The sequence below is a fragment of the Paraburkholderia phosphatilytica genome, assembly GCF_003443895.1.
GTDB classification, from domain to species: domain Bacteria; phylum Pseudomonadota; class Gammaproteobacteria; order Burkholderiales; family Burkholderiaceae; genus Paraburkholderia; species Paraburkholderia phosphatilytica.
This window is the reverse complement of the sequence record NZ_QQOA01000013.1, coordinates 119,092-137,915: the sequence shown is the minus strand read 5'-3', so window position 1 is coordinate 137,915 and position 18,824 is coordinate 119,092. Positions and strand designations below refer to the sequence as shown.

The following is an 18,824-nucleotide window of genomic DNA, read 5'->3' as shown; positions in this document are numbered from 1 at the left end:
AATGGACTAATATGTGATTCAAGTTCAATTCAAGACTCGAGGATGCCCATCATGGCGAACGCTGCCCAGGCGGTCCCGGCACCGCGATCGAAAGCGCCCACCGCCGCCGACATGTCGGCGGCCGGCCTGCGTGCGTTCTTCCGGATCGCAACAGACTGGGATCTCACCACTGAAGAGCAGATCACGCTGCTAGGCTCGCCCGGCCGCTCCACCTTCTTCAACTGGAAGCGCACGCCCGCGAGCGCGCGACTGGGCCGCGACACGCTCGAACGCCTGTCGCTGCTGCTCGGCATCTACAAGGCGCTGCAGATCCTGCTGCCGCAACCCGCCGCCGCGGATGGCTGGGTCAAGCGCCCCAACAGCGCGCCGCCGTTCGGCGGCCGCAGCGCGCTCGACCGCATGCTGGCCGGCAATATCAGCGACCTGGTCGCGGTGCGCCAGTATCTCGACGCAATGCGAGGCGGCTGGGCGTGACTGAACCGAACTGGCAGAACTGCTGGCGGGCCACGCCGCTCGACTGGTCGCCCGCGTTTCGCGTGATTCCCACGCGCTTTCCGGCCGTCAACCTGTTCGATCGCGTCGCGTCGCCCGACGACTTCGAGGCGCTTTACGCGCTCGAGGCGTTGACCAACGACCGCCTGCGCACCGAGATCGGCGAACTCGATCTCGTACCGCCGGAGGAACGCCGCTTCGGTCCGGGCTACGGGCCGATCATGGCGGCCTTCACGCATCTGAACGTGAATGGCAGCCGCTTCTCGGACGGCACCTACGGCGTGTTCTACTGCGCGCGCTCGCGCGCCACCGCGATCGCGGAAACGCGCTATCACACCGGGCTTTTTCTCGCGGCCACGAACGAAAAACCGCTGCGCCAGCAGATGCGGCTCTATACGGTGCAGGCCGAAGGCGAGGTGGTCGATCTGCGCGGCGACGCGTCGCTCGACCCGACCGTGCTCTCGCCCACCGACTACAGCGCCGGCCAGGCGCTCGGGCGCGACGTGCGCGGCGCGGGCGCGCCGGGCATCGTGTATCCGTCGGTGCGGGACAGGGGCGGCGAATGCCTGGCGGCATTCAGAACGGCGCTGCTGCGCGACTGCCGTCACGCGGCGTATCTGGAATACAACTGGAACGGCAGCACCATCGACGTGGTGTTCGAGCTGAATCAGGTGGGTTGAAAACGCGGCGGCAGTGCATGCTGCCGGCCGCGTTACATCGTCAAGGCAACGTCAAGGCAGCACGATGCTCGCGGCGCCCTGCTCGCGCGCCATCTCGACCGACACCTGCCAGTGCCGCGCCGTGAGCGCTTCGATCAGTGTGAGCTTGCCGCCCGGCGCGAACGCTCCGGTATCGATGAAGACCTGCGCGCCGATGTGCCGGATCTCGCGCATCGGCGTATGGCCGCAGTAGGTGGTGGAGAGACCGCTTTGCCGCGCGGGCGCCGCGGCGCCGGTGGCGAGATCGCGGCCCCACAGCAGACGGTGCAGCACTTCCTCGGAGAACTTGCCGCTATCCAGCTCGCGGTCGTCGCCGAAGAACTCCGCATGCAGCACGTTGAAGCGCGAGCCGCCGCTGCCCACCACGATCACGAGCGGGATGCGCTGCAGCCGCTGCGCGTACAACTGCAGCTGCCGCTCCGGCACCGCCGACGACCACGCGCCGCCAATGCTGTACCACCAGTGCCGCTTGAGCCGCCCTTCGACGACCGCGCACAGCGAGTCTTCGTGATTGCCGAGCACCGCGTGGAACCACGGCTTGTCGAGCAGGCCGATGGCCTCGACCGACTGCGTGCCGCGATCCACCAGGTCGCCGACCGAGAACAGCCGGTCGCGCGTACCGTCGAACGAGACGGTGCGCAGCAGGTAGCGCAGCGCATCGACGCAACCATGCAGGTCGCCGACAACGAAGTCGCGACCTTGCGTGTTCACCGGAAAGTGCTGGACGAGCGGGACGGAGACAGGATCCATGCCTCCATCATAGTGCGTTGGTGAAAACCCGTATGTGCGCTACCGACGTTTTTTCATGCACTCGCGATCAAAACAACACTCACGCGAACACCGAGCGCACCGCGGCCGTGCACGGCGCGCACTTTGCTCACGCGCCAGCATCGCGATCGACGCACGAGCGTCACGCGCTTCACGAACGCGGCGCGATCACTGCTTCGTCGCGCGCAGCTTCGCGACCTCATCGACCGTCACCGTCGAGCCCGGATTGCCGAACTGCTTCGTCACGTAGTTCGCGATCGCGGCGATCTGGTCGTCGGTGAGTTCGTCCGCGAACGACGGCATCATCACGTCGGCATCCTTCGTTTTCCGCTCCACGCCGTGCAGGATCACCATCGTGAGATTGCTCGCGTCGTTCGCGCCGGTCACGCTGTTGTGAATCAGCGAGGGATAGGCGCCCGGCGCGCTCGCGCCGACGCCCGCGCCGGTCCAGTTATGGCAGCTCGCGCAGTTGCCGGAGAACAGCTGCGCGCCGTTGACGCCGGTCACCTCGGTGCCGCGCAGCGTGGTCACGTCGGCCGCGGGCGCGCCGTACTGGTCGCGCGGACGCTGCTCGCCGCCGGCAACGGGCGGCACCGAGCGCAGATAGATCGCGATCGACTGCAGGTCCTCGCCCGTCAGGTACTGCGTGCTGTCCTCGACGACCTGCCCCATCGGCCCGGCCGCGTTCGCGCGCCCCGCCACCGCGCCCGTCGACAGATAACGCTCGATGTCGTCCTGGCTCCAGCTGCCGATGCCGCTGTTACGGTCCGGCGTGATGTTGAACGCGTGCCAGCCGGCCTGCACCGCGCCGGAGAAGCGGTCGCTCGTCTTCAACCCCTGCAGCAGGTTGCGCGGCGTATGGCACTCCTCGCAGTGCGCGAGACCCTGCACGAGGTACGCGCCGCGATTCCATTGCGCGCTCTGCTTCGGGTCGGGCACGAAGCGCCCTTCGGTGAAGTTGAACAGATTCCAGATGCCCATCAGCCAGCGCAGGTTGAACGGAAAGCGCAGCTCGTTGCGCGGCGGCGTGTAGTGGATCGGCGCAAGCGTGTTCAGATACGCGCGGATCGCGAGCACATCCTGGTCCGTCACGCGCGTGTACTCGGTGTACGGAAACGCCGGATAGAGACGCTCGCCGCTCTTGCCGACGCCCTCGTGCATCGCGCGCATGAAGTCGCTGTCGCTCCACTGGCCGATGCCGGTGTCGGGATCGGGCGTGATGTTCGGCGTGTAGATCGTGCCGAACGGCGTGTTGATCGGCAGGCCGCCCGCGAATGGCCGGCTCTTGTCGGCGGTGTGGCAGGCCACGCAATCGCCGGCGCGCGCGAGATACTCGCCGCGCTTCACGAGGTCGCTGCTGCTCACCGCCGCAGCGGGCGGCAGCACGGTCAGGTTGTCGCCGCTACCGTCGCCGTTCCCGCCCGTCGCATTCTCCGCGAGCGCCGACGTGGCAAACGGCGCATCGTCGCGATCGATGCGGATGTCGTGCGCCTCGTGCCACGCCAGATACAGCGCGAACAGCGAGAACATCGCAGCGAGCGTCGCGATGCGGATCCTGCGCCGCGTGCCCGATGGCAAGGTGCCGCCCAGTCCGGACGGGTGCACGCGAGACGTCTGTTTCGTCATGGTGGCTCTCCGTCGGTGGGTCAGATTTCGCGCTTCAGCTTGTCGGCCAGCTTCAGCGACAGCGCGGCGATCGTCAGCGTGCAGTTCACCGACGCGGCGGTCGGCATCACGCCGCTGCTCGCGATGAACAGGTTCTGGTGATCGTGCGTGCGGCAATCCGGATCGACGACCGAGCTCGACGCATCGCTGCCCATGATCGTCGTGCCCATGATGTGGTTGTTGGGCGCGAACGTATCGTCGAACGCGACTTCGGTGCCGCCCAGCAGGTTCGCGATCTGCGCATACAGCTCGCGCGTGTTGGCGGCGCTCTTCTTCACGTAGTCGTTGATCGAGTAGTAGATTTCCGGCTGCGGAATGCCGAGCGAATCCTTATGATCCGCCGACGGCACGACGCGGTTCTGCGGCTCGGGCAGATGCTCGTGGAAGCTGTTGATGTTGACGTAGCGCGACGCGCGGTCGCGGATCTGCCGGTCGAGTTCCGCGCCCGTCACGCCGTTCTTCAGCAGCGCCGCGGTGACCGACATCGTCGGCACGCCGTTGTTCAGGTGCAGCTTCTTCGCCGCGTAGTCGGAACGGAATGCGCCGTCGCGGAAATTCACGATCGACGTCATCTCCATCGGCCCGCGTCCCGGCCACAGCGTTTCGTTCGCGAGGAAGGTCACGCCGGTGCCCGGATGGTCCATCAGGTTGCGGCCCACCTGATCGGAGCGATTGCCTACGCCATGCGGAAACTTGTCGCTCGTCGACATCAGCATCAGCTTCGGCGTTTCGATGCCGTTCGCCGCGAGCACGAACAGCTTGCCCGTCACGCGCGTGCTGTTGCCGTTCGGGTCCTTGTAGTGAACCGCGGTGATGAGGCCTTTGTCGTCCGCCTCGATCCTGTACACCACCGCCTGCGCGATCAGCTTCGCGCCCGCCTGCTCCGCTTTCTCCGCGTGCACGACGCCGTTGTACATCGCTGCGATCGGGCAGATCGGCATGCAATTGTTGTTGCCGCAACACGTGGGGCGCGCATCGTATGGACGGCTGTTGCGCGCGACGGGCTCGGGCACCACCTTGAAGCCCTGGCCGTTGAGCACGTCGCTGAAGCGCTGGTCCATATAGGACAGCGGCAGCTGGCTCATCGGATAAGCCTTCGAGCGCGGCGAGCCGAGATCGACTGCGCTGTCCGGGCCCGACACGCCGAGCTGCACCTCGGCCGCGTAATACCACGGCTCGAGCGCCTCGTACGGGTAAGGCCAGTCGCGGCCCACGCCGTACGTCGTGTGCAGCTTGAAGTCCGACGGCAGCAGACGCCACGCGGCCGCAGCCCAATGCCACGTGGTGCCGCCCACGAGCCGCACATACTGCGAGTTGTACGGGTAGTCGCCCTTCTGGATCAGGTAGCCGTTCGGCGGCGCGTATTCGGGATGCGGCGCGTACGGCGTGGACGGGTACGGCGTCGCGAAGTCGGCCTTCGCGGGCGAGTTGCGGAAGTTTTCGACGATCTGCCAGCGCGGAATGCGCGGCCCGGCTTCGAGCAGGATCACCGATGCGCCGGCAAGCGCCATCTGGTGCGCGACGAGACCGCCCGCCACGCCCGAACCGACGACGACGATGTCGGCAGAAGTTGCATTTGCCATGATTGCATGCCCTCTTGTACTGCTGGCTTATTCGTGTGTTGTGGGTGGCCGGGCGCGTGCGCCGCGGCCGAAACGCAACCGGCGCCGCGAGAAGCGCCGGGCCGCGCGCGCGTTCAGGAAGCGGGCTTCTGCGTCCAGTAGAACGGCACGTCGCGGCAGTACGACGGAATCGTCAGCACGTCTTTCACCGGGTCGAACATCAGCGCGCGTTCGTAGGCGAGCACCTCGATCTTCGGCGACGCACCGACCAGGCCGAGATACCACGCGCGCATCACCGCGACGACCGTCGGTACGAGATTGGGCTGATCGGTCTGCAAGGCCTGCGTGACCGTATCGGACGGCACGCCGCCGTGGCTCTGGATCCAGCCGTTGAGCGCGACGATGTTCTGCGTGAACTGGCTGTCCGCCTTCGAGAGCGCCGCGAAGATGCGCTTGCCGAGCACCGGATCGAATCTCGCGCGGCCGGTCAGATGCTGCGACAGCACGACGAACGCGTCGTAGTTGCCGGGAGCAGGCGTATCGCCGAACGCGAGCGGAAGAGCAAACGGTGAGCCGGAACGGCCGGCCGAAGTGAACGCGAGCGCGGCGGCGGAAGCACATGCGCCGACGAGCATCGCCCTGCGAGAGACCGAAAGCGTGACCGCGTCGCGCGGCCCCTGTTCGGGAACATCTGTCATGGGGACTCCAGATGGTGTGATCGTGTTCTACCGGCTACGGTCCAGCGGCCGCGCCCTCGCGCGTGCCGGCTGTCCGCCCCAAACCTGGTCTGTGCCGCCTTTGAAGGCGATCTATGGTTGTCGCTGTGGTTGTGTCTGTCGGCGCTCAGCCGTTATCGTGAGCGGCGGTCAACCTGCCAACCTGCCATCCGGCTTTCGGCTGAAAGCCCGGTGGAAGGCCGATGCGAAAGACTATAGCTCAATCACACTTCTAACACATACCGATGACGCTTCTTCCTCAGGCTCTGCGCAACCGGCCACGCATGATCGTGGCGCTCGTGATCGGCATCGTCGCCGGTCTGCTGATCGAAGCGCATCTCTCGCTGGTCGCGCGCGGTCTCGTCGCGTGGGACTGCGCGGTGTGGAGTTACCTCGTGCTGCTGTGGCTGCACATGGCGCGCGCGCATCATCAGCGCGTGCGCGAGATCGCGGTGCGCGACGACGAGAACGCGGGCGTCGTGCTGTTCGTGATCTGCATGGCGACGGTGGCGAGCGTCGCCGCGATCGTGCTCGAGCTCGCGCAGGTCAAGAACGCGCACGGCACGACGCTGCTGCTGCACTATCTGTTGACGGGCGCGACGCTGTTCGGTGCGTGGTTCCTGATTCCGACCATCTTCACGCTGCACTACGCGCGGCTGTACTTCAACACCAACCCGCCAGCGCTGGTGTTCCCGGACCAGGATCTCGATCCCGACTACTGGGACTTCCTGTACTTCTCGTTCACGATCGCGGTCGCCTCGCAGACGTCCGACGTCGAACTGCGCTCGTCGCCGATCCGGCGCGCGGCACTCGCGCAGTCGGTGCTGTCGTTCTACTTCAACGCGACCGTGCTCGGCCTGTGCGTGAACATCGCGGCGGGGTTGCTGGGTTCGTGAACCCCTTATCGTCATGATGCTTGCCGCGCGTCGGCGCTTCCACGTCGAGCGATTTTCATGACGCGCGCATGACGATGGGCGATGCGGTGATGCACGCGCCACGCCTCTGCTCACCCACCGCGCGGCCGCTGCCCGTGTAAATCCGCGTCGTCGCGTCGCCGATTTACACGCGTTGCGATCTCCGTTTCCGCGGACGGCAGCCGACGCCCCCGGTGCGCCGCCCGCCCGCGTCGCAAACGTTCAGCTGCCTGCACCTTGGCATAGGGTTTGCTCCCACCGCACTCTATCTGCGCGCGCCTCCACCGGTTCACAGCGATCCCGTCACCGGCCGGCGCCGCTTCCGTTCGCCGTCAGTCCGCAACACCCGACCGCGCGGACGGTCGATCTTTGCACTACATTGACCAGTACGCGCGTGCCGTGAGCATGAGCGGCGGCACCCCCGGCTCTGGAAGCCCAACGGGCGATGTGATCGCACAGACGTGCATCCACCTCGCAGCAGGACCTATCTGGAAACGACCGATGGAACCTCCCCACGCATACGCGCCGCGGATCTATTTCATTCACGCGCCTGTCGCCGGGCCGCTCGCAGCCTGGGAACCCTGGTTCGAGCACGCCGCCTCGCTCGGCTTCGACCACGTGCTGATCGGCGACGCGTTCCAGCCCGGCCACGTCGGGCATGCACAGCTCGTCGCCGACCACGGCCTCCTGCATCCCGCGTTCGATACCGGCCAGTCCGCCAACGAGGCGCTGCACGCGCTGGCCGCCAGGGCGCGCGCGCAGGGCCTGTCGCTGCTGCTCGACAACGCGATCGACCGCGTCGCGGCCGACGGCACGCTCTTCACGTCGCATCCCGAGTGGTTCCATCCGTTCGAATCGGAAGAGGCGCGGCTCGATCCGCGCCACGTGCATCGCGAAGACAACGTCGGCTACGCGAACTTCACCGACGAAGCGTCGCGCGGCGCGCTCGTCGAATGGTGGACGCAGACGCTGCTCGGTCTCGCGAACGCGGGCATCGCCGGCTTTCGTTTCGATTCGCCGCACCGCGTGCCCGCGAGCGCGTGGCGCCAGCTCGGCGCGGCGCTACGCGGCGCGCACCCGTCGGTGCGTTTCATCGCGGCCACGCCCGGTCTCACGAGCGACGCGATCGCGTCGCTCGAACATGCGGGCTTCGACAACGTGTTCACGTCGATGCGCTGGTGGGACTTCCGCTCGGCGTGGATGACCGAGGAGTACGCGCTCCTCACCCGCATCGGCGCGCCGCTCGCGTTTCCCGAAGCGCCGTACGGCACGCGTCTCGTCGCGGACCTGCCGAACGCACACGATTCCGCCGCCGTCGAACGCGCGTATCGGCGCGCGCTGTTCGCGTCCGCCGCGATCGGCACCGGCTGGCTGATGCCGCTCGGCTTCGAATACGGCGTGCCCGAAGCGCTGTCGCACACGCAAGGCCAGAAGACCACGCTCACCGAGCTGAAGAACGCGGGCCGCTTCGACCTGGGCGAAGACGTCGCGCGCGTGAACCTGCTGTCGCGCGACAACTGGACGCTGAACACGGTCGGCGAACTGCGGTCGCTGAGCGCTCCCGGCGCGGCCGTCGCGGCGCTGCTGCGCGGCGACGCGAGCGATCTGCGCGATTCGAACCAGGCGGTGCTCGCGCTGATCAACCCCGACCTCGTGAGCCCGGTGCGCGTAGATCCGGAAGCCTTCCTCGACGCGGTGCCCGGCAACTTCACGCGCTTCGTGCCGCTCGACCGCAAGTCCGAGACCGGACCGCGCGGCCTGCGGCCGTTCTCGCTGGCGCCTGGCCAATGCCGGCTCTTCAACGCCTCGTCCGAAGCGCCGATCAGCCTCGCGCCGCCCATCGACAAGCCCAACAGCAAGACCAGCGGCACGAAGAGCGTGATGGACGCGATCGCCGCGCCGCGCGTGGCCATCGAAAGCGTGACGCCTCAGTCGGACCATGGGCGCTTCGCGGTGAAGCGCGTGGTGGGCGAACGCGTCGACGTGACGGCCGCGATCTTCGCCGAAGGCCACGACAAGATCGCCGCCGCGGTGATCTGGCGCGCCGCCGACGAAACCGCATGGCACGAAGTGCCGATGCGACCCGCACAGCCCGCAGGCCTCGATTTGTGGCATGCGCGCGTGCCGCTCGATCGCGTCGGGCGCTACGAATTCACCGTGATCGCGTGGCGCGACGATTTCGCGTCGCTCGCGGAGCACGTGCACAAGAAGCTGAACGCCGGCCAGACGGTCGAGCTCGAGTTCGAGGAAGCAAATCATCTGTTCGCGCTGATCCTCGCGGAAGCCGGCACCGCGGACAACGCCGATCGGCCCGACAAGGCCGCGCTGGAGCGCATCGCTGTCGACTTCAAGAAAGGCGACTACGACGCGCGACGCGAACTGCTGTTCGCACCCGCCACGGAAAAAGCGATCGCCGCCGCGCGGCATCGTCCGTTCCTCGTGCACGATCCGGTGATCTACAAGATTGACGCGGACCGTACGGCCGCGCGCTTCGCGAGCTGGTACGAGATCTTCCCGCGCTCGATGAGCGACGACGAATCGCGCCACGGCACGTTCCGCGATGTCACGGGCAAGCTGCCACGCATTCGCGAGATGGGCTTCGACGTGCTGTACTTCCCGCCGATCCACCCGATCGGCGTTGCGAACCGCAAAGGCCGCAACAACACGCTGACCGCGAACCCGGGTGACGTCGGCAGCCCGTATGCGATCGGCGGCACGGAAGGCGGCCATGACGCGACGCATCCGCAGCTCGGCACGCTCGACGACTTCAAACAGATGCTCGCCGCCGCACACGCGCACGGCCTCGAAATCGCGCTCGACTTCGCGATCCAGTGCTCGCCCGACCACCCGTGGCTCAAGCAGCACCCGACGTGGTTCGCGTGGCGTCCCGACGGCACGCTGCGCTACGCGGAAAATCCGCCGAAGAAGTACCAGGACATCGTGAACCCGGACTTCTATGCGCACGATGCAAAGCCCGAACTGTGGCTCGCGCTGCGCGACGTGATCCTGTTCTGGATCGACGCGGGCGTGAAGATCTTCCGCGTCGACAATCCGCACACCAAGCCGCTGCCGTTCTGGGAATGGATGATCGGCGACGTGCGCGCGCGCTTCCCCGACGTGATCTTCCTCGCCGAAGCGTTCACGCGGCCGCGCATGATGAACCGGCTCGGCAAGATCGGCTTCTCGCAGTCGTACACGTATTTCACGTGGCGCGAATCGAAGCGCGACTTCATCGAGTACATGACGGAGCTGACGCAGACCGACGCCCGCGACACTTACCGGCCGAACTTCTTCGTCAACACGCCGGACATCAACCCGCGTCATCTGCAGCGGCAAGGACGCACCGGCTTCCTGATCCGCGCCGCGCTCGCCGCGACGCTGTCGGGCCTGTGGGGCGTGTATAGCGGCTTCGAATTGTGCGAAGCCGCCGCGCTGCCGAACAGCGAGGAATACCTCGACTCCGAGAAGTACCAGTTGCGCGCGTGGGACTGGCACCGGCCCGGCAACATCGTCGCCGACATCACCGCGCTGAACCGGATCCGCCGCGCGAATCCGGCGCTGCATACGCATCTCGAGATCACCTTCCTGCCGGCGCACAACGACGGCATTCTGGTGTTCGAGAAGGCGACGCCATCGCGCGACAACGTGATCGTCGTCGCGATCAATCTCGATCCGTACAACGAACAGGGCGCGGACATCGAACTGTCGCGCGCGACATTCGACCATTGGCATCTGCACGATCACGCGAACCTCGAAGTGATCGACCAGATGAACGGCACGCGTTTCGAATGGCAAGGCCGCTGGCAGCACGTGCGGCTCGATCCGGGCCGCACGCCGTTCGCGATCTGGCGCATTGCGCCCGCAGGCGGCCTGCCGCGTCCGGAACCGGACTGGAACGAGCACGCGGCGTCCGATGCGGTTGACACGCAGCAGGATCCGGCCATCGACTTCGAGGCCGGCTTCGACCCACCGAAGAAGGGTGCGAAATGAAACGAGACGAAACTTCGGAAGCGAACGTGATCGATGACGAAGGCCGTGCAATGCACAAGCTGCGGCCCCGCCGCAGCCGCAAACCCGCGCCGCTGCCCGACGATCCGCTCTGGTACAAGGACGCGATCATCTACCAGGTGCACGTGAAGTCGTTCTTCGACGCGAACAACGACGGCGTCGGCGACTTCCCCGGCCTGCTCGCGAAGCTCGACTACATCGCCGAGCTGGGCGTCAACGCGATCTGGCTGCTGCCGTTCTATCCATCGCCGCGCCGCGACGACGGCTACGACATCGCCGACTATCGCAACGTGCATCCGGACTACGGCAACCTGAGCGACGTGAAGCGCCTCATCCAGGCGGCGCACGCGCGCGGTATCCGCGTGATCACCGAGCTGGTGATCAACCACACGTCGGACCAGCACCCGTGGTTCCAGCGCGCGCGCCGCGCGAAGCCCGGCTCGAATCATCGCAACTTCTACGTGTGGTCCGATACGGACAAGAAGTACGAGCAGACCCGCATCATCTTCATCGACTCCGAGCCGTCCAACTGGACGCACGATCCCGTTGCCGGCGCGTATTACTGGCACCGCTTCTACTCGCACCAGCCGGACCTGAACTTCGACAACCCGACGGTGCTGAAGGAAGTGCTACAGGTGATGCGCTTCTGGCTCGACATGGGCATCGACGGGCTGCGGCTCGACGCGGTGCCGTACCTCGTGGAACGCGAAGGCACGAACAACGAGAACCTGCCCGAAACGCACGCGATCCTGAAGAAGATCCGTGCGACCATCGACGCCGAATACCCGAACCGGATGCTGCTCGCCGAAGCGAACCAGTGGCCGGAAGACGTGCAGGAATACTTCGGCAGCGAAGACGAATGCCATATGGCGTTCCACTTCCCGCTGATGCCGCGCATCTACATGTCGATCGCGAGCGAGGACCGCTTCCCGATTCTCGACATCATGAAGCAGACGCCGGATCTCGCGGCGTCGTGCCAGTGGGCGATCTTCCTGCGCAATCACGACGAGCTGACGCTCGAGATGGTCACGGACTCCGAGCGCGACTATCTGTGGAACACCTACGCGAGCGACCGTCGCGCGCGCCTGAACCTGGGCATTCGTCGCCGCCTCGCGCCGCTGATGGAGCGCGACCGCCGGCGCATCGAGCTGATCAACTCGCTGCTGCTGTCGATGCCTGGCACGCCGGTGATCTACTACGGCGACGAGCTCGGCATGGGCGACAACATTCACCTCGGCGACCGCGACGGCGTGCGCACGCCGATGCAATGGTCGTCGGACCGCAACGGCGGCTTCTCGCGCGCCGATCCCGAACAGCTCGTCGCGCCGCCGGTGATGGGCTCGCTGTACGGCTTCGATGCGATCAATGTCGAAGCGCAGGCGCGCGACCCGCATTCGCTGCTGAACTGGACCCGCCGCATGCTATCGACGCGCCGCGCGCGCCAGGCGTTCGGCCGCGGCAGCATCCGCTTCCTGCGTCCGGAGAATCGCAAGATCCTCGCGTACGTGCGCGAAGCGCCGGGCGAAGCGCCAATCCTGTGCGTCGCGAATCTGTCGCGCGCGCCGCAGGCGGTCGAGCTCGATCTGTCCGAATTCAACGGCTGGGTGCCGATCGAGATGACCGCGGACTCCGTATTCCCCGCGATCGGCCAGCTGCCGTATCTGCTGACCTTCCCGCCGTACGGCTTTCTGTGGTTTCTGCTGTGCGAAGGCGATCAGCGCCCCGCGTGGGCGCAGCCCACTTCGCAGCAGTTGCCGGAGTTCATCACGCTCGTGATGCGCGAAGGCCAGGTCGGGCCGACGCCGGACAACGTGCGTCTGCTCGAATCCGAAGTGCTGCCGTCGTATCTGAAGCGGCGCCGCTGGTTCGCGTCGAAGGACCAGAAGCTGAAGGCGGTGCGCCTCGCCGCGTTGACGACGATGCCCGACGCAGGCTTCGCGTTCACCGAGATCGAGGCCGATGTGGGCGATCACACCGAGCGCTACGTACTGCCGCTCGGCATCACGTGGGGCGCCGATACGACCACGCCGCTCTACATGCAGCTCGCGCTCGGACGGGTGCGGCGCGGCCGGACGGTCGGCCATCTGACGGACGCGTTCGCGCTGCCGCAGTTCGGCCACGGCGTGCTGCGCATGTTGCGCGCGAGCAGCAGCGTGCCAACCGTGCAGAAGAGCGAGATCAAGTTCATCCCGACCAGCCGCATCGAAGAACTCGCGGAGCTCGGCGACCGTCCGCCGATCCGCTGGCTCGCGGCCGAGCAGAGCAACAGCTCGCTCGTGATCGCCGACGTCGCGGTGCTGAAGCTGGTGCGGCGCGTGCTGCCCGGCATCCATCCGGAAGCGGAAATGAGCCGCTATCTGACGAAGATCGGCTACGCGAACACCGCGCCGCTCTTCGGCGAAGTGGTGCGTGTCGATCCGGACGGCGTGCCGCACATGCTCGCGATCATGCAGGGCTTCATCGACAACCAGGGCGACGCCTGGAACTGGGCGCTCGACTACCTGCGCCGCGCGGTGGACGAACTCGCGCTGTCGTTCGATACCGAAGAAACCACCGCGCACCGCGAGCAGGACGCCGAGGACGCGCACGAAGGCTACTGCCAGCTGATCGGCGCGATCGGCAGGCGGCTCGGCGAACTGCACGCCGCGCTCGCGCAACCCACCGACGACCCGGCGTTCGCCCCTGAAGCGGCGAAGCCCGAGCAGATCCAGACGTGGATCGACGATACGCAGACGATGCTCGCCAGCGCGCTCGACGTGCTCGCGAACAACATCGCCGAACTCACGGGCGACACGCGCGATCTCGCGCAGAGCCTGCTCGACCGCCGCGCGGCGTTGACCGAAGCCGTCGCGAAGCTCGTGCCGACCAGCGCGGGCGCGCTGTGCATCCGCGTCCATGGCGACTTCCATCTGGGCCAGGTGCTGGTCGCGCAGGGCGACGCGTATCTGATCGACTTCGAAGGCGAGCCCGCGCGGCCGCTCGAAGCGCGCCGCCGCAAGCAGAGCCCGCTGCGCGACGTGGCCGGGCTGCTGCGCTCGCTGTCGTACGCGAGCGCGGCCGCGCAGTCCACCACGGAATCGGCGCCGCAGCAGACCGCGGACCGCAAGCGCGCGCTGTTCGAGCGCTTCCGTGGCTATGGCGCGATCCGCTTCCTGAACGAGTACCGCGCAGCCGCGGAAAGCTCGCCGCAGCCGCTCGTCGCGCCGGAATCGGAAGCCGCGCTGCTCGATCTGTTCCTGATCGAGAAGGCCGCGTACGAGGTCCGCTACGAAGCGGCCAACCGGCCGACGTGGATCGGCCTGCCGGTACGCGGACTCGCCGCGCTCGCGAGCCGTCTGCTCGGCGACACAGGAGCGCCCGCCGAAACCGGCGAGAGCAATCCGCAATCCCCTTCCGACTATCCCTCCGAGGGCGACTATGAGTGAGCATGATCCAGCCATCGGTCTGCATCCGCTCGAAATGGACGCGCTCGCCGAAGCGCGCCATCCCGATCCGTTCTCGCTGCTTGGCATGCATGACACCGCGAGCGGCACCGTCGTACGCGCGCTGCTGCCGAATGCGCGCGGCGTGCAGGTCGTCGCGCGTCATGACGGCCGCGTGCTGGGCCAGCTGAGCGAGATCCGGCACGGCGGCCTGTTCGCCGGCAGCGTCGACGAAGCCGTGCCGTACCGGCTCGTGATCGACTGGCACGGCGTCGATCAGGAAATCGAGGACACCTTTTCATTCGCTCCGATCCTGTCGGACGACGTGCTGCAACGCCTGTCATGGGGCGACCCGTATGCGGTGAATGAAGCGCTCGGCTCGCGGCCCGTCACGATCGACGGCATTCCGGGCGTGCGCTTCGCCGTGTGGGCGCCGAATGCGCGGCGCGTTTCCGTGGTCGGCGACTTCAACGCGTGGGACGGCCGCCGGCATCCGATGCGGCTGCGCCATCAGGCGGGCGTGTGGGAGCTGTTCATTCCGCGCATCGGCGCGGGCACGCGCTACAAGTACGAGATGCTGACGCGCGACGGCCACCCGATTCCGCTGAAGGCCGACCCCTGCGCGTTCCAGACGGAGAAGCCGCCCGCCACCGCATCGATCGTTGCGGACTACGATGCAATTGCGGGCTTCCGCTGGGGCGACGCCGACTGGATGACATCGCGCGGAGACAAGCAGACCGCGCAGGCGCCGATCTCGATCTACGAAGTGCATGCGGAGTCGTGGCTGCGCGTTGCCGAAGAAGGACAGCGCGGGCTCGACTGGGAAGAACTCGCGGAGCGGCTGATTCCGTACGTGAAGAACATGGGCTTCACGCACGTCGAATTTCTGCCGGTCGCGGAACATCCGTTCGGCGGCTCGTGGGGCTATCAACCGCTGTCGCAGTTCGCGCCGTCCGCGCGTTTCGGTACGCCGCAGCAGTTCGCGGCGTTCGTGAACCGCGCGCACGAGGAAGGCATCGGCGTGATTCTCGACTGGGTGCCCGCGCACTTTCCGAACGACGCGCACGGGCTCGTGCAGTTCGACGGCACGCCGCTCTACGAGCACGCCGATCCGCGCGAGGGCTATCACCAGGACTGGAACACGATGATCTACAACCTCGGCCGCAACGAGGTCAGCGCGTTCCTGGTCGCGTCGGCGCTCGCGTGGCTGTCGAGGTATCACGTCGACGCGCTGCGCGTCGACGCCGTCGCATCGATGCTGTACCGCGACTATTCGCGCGCGGCTGGCGAGTGGGTGCCGAACATCTACGGCGGCCGCGAGAATCTCGAATCGATCGCGTTCCTGAAGCGTCTGAATCACGAAGTCCAGCACATGCCCGACGTGCACGGCGCGATCACCATCGCGGAGGAATCCACCGCGTGGCCCGGCGTCACGGCACCATTGGACAACGGCGGGCTCGGCTTCCAGTTCAAGTGGAACATGGGCTGGATGCACGACACGCTGCACTACATGCATGAAGACCCGGTCTACCGCCAGTATCACCATCACAACATGACGTTCGGGATGGTCTACGCGTACTCGGAGCGCTTCGTGCTGCCGCTTTCGCACGACGAGGTGGTGCACGGCAAGGGGTCGCTGCTCGGCAAGATGCCGGGCGACCCGTGGCAACGCTTCGCGAACCTGCGCGCGTACTTCGGCTTCATGTGGACGCACCCGGGCAAGAAGCTGCTCTTCATGGGCGGCGAGTTCGGTCAGATGGCGGAGTTCAATCACGACGGCTCGCCGCACTGGCATCTGCTCGACGAACCATTCCATCGCGGCGTGCAGAAACTCGTGCACGACCTGAACACGCTGTATCGCGACGAACCCGCGCTCTACCGGCTGGACAGCGAACCGGGCGGCTTCGAATGGCTCGTCGGCGACGACAGCGGCAACAGCGTGTTCGCGTACCGCCGGATGGACGGCGCGGGGCGCGAAGTGGTGACGGTCTGCAACATGACGCCGGTGCCGCGCAGCGGCTACCGGCTCGGCGTCACGCATCACGGCCGATGGCTCGAAGTCCTGAATACCGACGCCGGCGTGTATGGCGGCTCGAACATGGGCAATGGTGGACTCGTCGTGAGCGAGGACGTGCAAAGCCACGGCAAGCCGCAGTCGGTTTCGCTGGTACTGCCGCCGCTCGCGACGATCGTGCTGCGCGCCGACCGCTGATGACACCGTCTCGTCATGGCCCGCGCGCCGCTCCGCACCGACGATGACAATACGCCAGAAAGGGGAACGGGGATTATGTCCAACGCATGGCCCGCCCGGCTGCAGCCGGGCTCGCCGTATCCGCTCGGCGCGAGCTGGGATGGACTCGGCATCAACTTCGCCGTGTTTTCCGGACACGCGCAGCGTATCGAGCTGTGCCTCTTCGACGCGACCGGCCGCAAGGAACTCACGCGGCTCGACCTGCCCGAATGCACCGACGAGGTGTGGCACGGCTATCTGCCGAATGCGCACCCGGGCACCGTGTACGGCTATCGCGCGCACGGGCCGTATCAGCCGCATCACGGCCACCGCTTCAATCCGCACAAGCTGCTGATCGATCCGTATGCGAAGCGGCTCGTCGGCCATTTCCGCTGGTCCGATGCGCTCTTCGCGCACCGCGTGCATTCGAACCGGCTCGACCTGTCGATCGATCGTCGCGACTCGGCGCCGGCCATGCCGAAGTGCGTCGTGGTCGACGAGGCTGTGGACTGGTCGCACGACGTGCGGCCCGACGTGCCGTGGGGCGAGACCATCGTCTACGAAACGCACCTGCGCGGCGCGACGATGCAGCGCGACGATCTGCGCGGCAACGAGCGCGGCACCTTCGCCGCGCTCGCGTCGCCGCGCTTCATCGAGCATCTGCAGCGGCTCGGCGTGACCGCGGTGGAACTGCTGCCGGTGCACGCCTTCCTGAACGACCGCTTTCTGGTGGAGCGCGGGCTGCGCAACTACTGGGGCTACAACACCGCCGCGTACTTCGCGCCGGAGCCGTCGTATCTGATGACGCATCAGCTCGACGAGGTGCGCATCGCGGTGCGCGCGCTGCATGCGGCCGGCATCGAGGTGCTGCTCGACGTCGTGTACAACCACACCTGCGAAGGCAACGAGCTCGGACCGACCGTATCGTGGCGCGGTCTCGACAACGCGAGCTACTACCGGCTGATCCCCGGCGACGCGCGCCATCACATCAACGACACCGGCTGCGGCAACACGCTGAACCTGTCGCATCCGCGCGTGCTGCAGATGGTGATGGATTCGCTGCGCTACTGGGCGACGTCGTTCAACATCGACGGCTTCCGTTTCGATCTCGGCGTCACGCTCGGGCGCGAGCCGAACGGCTTCGATCCGGGTTCGGGCTTTTTCGACGCGCTGCGTCAGGACCCGGTGCTGGCTCAACGCAAGCTGATCTCGGAGCCGTGGGACATCGGCCCGGGCGGCTATCAGCTCGGCAATCATCCGCCCGGCTTCGCCGAATGGAACGACCGCTTTCGCGACTGCGTGCGCCGCTACTGGCGCGGCGACGAAGGCATGCGCCCCGACCTCGCCGCGCGCCTCACCGGTTCCGCGGACCTGTTCAACCGCCGTTCGCGGCGGCCGTGGGCGTCGATCAACTTCGTCACGTCGCACGACGGCTTCACGCTCGCGGACCTGACCGCGTACGCAGGCAAGCACAACGAGGCGAACAACGAAGGCAACAACGACGGCCACAACGAGAACTGCAGCGCGAACTGGGGCATCGAAGGTTCGTCCGACGACCCGGCGATCCTGGAGACAAGGCACCGCGTCGCGCGCTCGATGATCGCGACGATGCTGGTCTCGCTCGGCACGCCGATGCTCACCGCCGGCGACGAACTCGGCCGCACGCAGCAGGGCAACAACAACGCGTACTGCCAGGACAACGAGATCTCGTGGATCGACTGGGCGCTGGAAGACACGGACCGCGGCCGCCGCATGACCGATTTCTTCGCGCGGATGATCGCGCTGCGCAAGGCGCATCCGCTGCTGCGCGAGACCCGCTTCCTGTTCGGCGACCGCGAAGTGCTGCCGGGGCTTTACGACGTCGGCTGGTTCGACGAGCACGGCGACCCGCTGACGATCGAAGCGTGGCAGGACCCGCAGAAGCGCGCGTTCACGCTGCGGCGCGCGGGTCCGGGACTCAATGGCGAAACGGAAGTATTGTTGTTGATGCTGAACGGCTCCGCGGAAACGGTGCGCTTTGCACCGCCCGCGCCGCACCTGGAATGGCACATGCTGGTGGATAGCGCCGCGCCGGAAGCGCCGCCGCAGCCGTTGACCACGCCGGAGCTGGACATCGGCGCCCATGGTCTCGTCGTGCTGGCCACGCAGCCGGTCGGCGACACCGACTGGCAGACCGGCTGGATGGCCGGCGCACAGCATGGCAAGCGCCTCCTGACCGCGTTGCCGCCGGACCCGGGCACCCTGTCGCCCGACAACGGCAACACGATGTCGCTGCCCGCAGGCGGTCTGCCACATGCATGACGCCGTGATCCGCTACGCATATGCCGT

At 66.8% G+C, this 18,824-nt stretch carries 11 protein-coding genes; 7 read left to right on the top strand and 4 right to left on the bottom strand.

From position 1 onward, the window contains the following. Nucleotides 1-51 precede the first annotated feature (51 nt). A complete protein-coding gene (locus DVS29_RS16455; RefSeq protein WP_118181530.1) occupies nucleotides 52-474 on the top strand; it encodes an MbcA/ParS/Xre antitoxin family protein in 423 nt (140 codons plus the stop codon). Beyond that, nucleotides 471-1,172 (top strand): RES family NAD+ phosphorylase, encoded by a 702-nt coding sequence (locus DVS29_RS16450; RefSeq protein ID WP_118181529.1) that lies wholly within the window; start codon nucleotides 471-473, stop codon nucleotides 1,170-1,172. The genes DVS29_RS16455 and DVS29_RS16450 overlap by 4 nt, the downstream gene beginning before the upstream one ends. 51 nt (nucleotides 1,173-1,223) lie before the next feature. On the opposite strand, the gene DVS29_RS16445 is transcribed toward DVS29_RS16450, so the two are convergent. The 4 genes from DVS29_RS16445 to DVS29_RS16430 form a co-directional block, all read right to left on the bottom strand. Continuing rightward, nucleotides 1,224-1,961, bottom strand: coding sequence for a metallophosphoesterase (locus DVS29_RS16445; protein ID WP_118181528.1), 738 nt, complete (start codon nucleotides 1,959-1,961; stop codon nucleotides 1,224-1,226). Nucleotides 1,962-2,147: 186 nt separating this feature from the next. Further along, entirely contained in the window at nucleotides 2,148-3,605 is a 1,458-nt protein-coding gene (locus tag DVS29_RS16440) for a c-type cytochrome (RefSeq protein ID WP_118181527.1), read from the bottom strand. A 20-nt stretch (nucleotides 3,606-3,625) separates the two neighbouring features. After that, entirely contained in the window at nucleotides 3,626-5,227 is a 1,602-nt protein-coding gene (locus DVS29_RS16435; protein ID WP_118181526.1) for a GMC family oxidoreductase, read from the bottom strand. Nucleotides 5,228-5,340: 113 nt separating this feature from the next. Next, complete coding sequence (locus tag DVS29_RS16430) at nucleotides 5,341-5,904, bottom strand: sugar dehydrogenase complex small subunit (protein WP_118181525.1); 564 nt, start codon at nucleotides 5,902-5,904, stop codon at nucleotides 5,341-5,343. Between the two features lie 263 nt (nucleotides 5,905-6,167). Between DVS29_RS16430 and DVS29_RS16425 the strand changes: the two genes are divergently transcribed. The 5 genes from DVS29_RS16425 to glgX all read left to right on the top strand — a co-directional run bounded on the left by DVS29_RS16425 (nucleotide 6,168) and on the right by glgX (nucleotide 18,797). Beyond that, nucleotides 6,168-6,818, top strand: a complete 651-nt coding sequence (locus tag DVS29_RS16425; protein ID WP_118181524.1) for a DUF1345 domain-containing protein — start codon at nucleotides 6,168-6,170, stop codon at nucleotides 6,816-6,818. 519 nt (nucleotides 6,819-7,337) lie between these two features. Then, on the top strand, nucleotides 7,338-10,826 hold the full coding sequence (locus tag DVS29_RS16420; protein WP_118181523.1) for a maltotransferase domain-containing protein: 3,489 nt from the start codon (nucleotides 7,338-7,340) through the stop codon (nucleotides 10,824-10,826). After that, entirely contained in the window at nucleotides 10,823-14,269 is a 3,447-nt protein-coding gene (treS, locus tag DVS29_RS16415; protein WP_118181522.1) for a maltose alpha-D-glucosyltransferase, read from the top strand. The genes DVS29_RS16420 and treS overlap by 4 nt, the downstream gene beginning before the upstream one ends. Continuing rightward, on the top strand, nucleotides 14,262-16,478 hold the full coding sequence (gene glgB / locus DVS29_RS16410) for a 1,4-alpha-glucan branching protein GlgB (RefSeq protein WP_118181521.1): 2,217 nt from the start codon (nucleotides 14,262-14,264) through the stop codon (nucleotides 16,476-16,478). The genes treS and glgB overlap by 8 nt, the downstream gene beginning before the upstream one ends. Before the next feature lie 75 nt (nucleotides 16,479-16,553). Continuing rightward, nucleotides 16,554-18,797: a glycogen debranching protein GlgX gene (gene glgX, locus DVS29_RS16405; protein WP_118181520.1), complete on the top strand. Its 2,244-nt coding sequence runs from the start codon at nucleotides 16,554-16,556 to the stop codon at nucleotides 18,795-18,797. Nucleotides 18,798-18,824 lie beyond the last annotated feature (27 nt).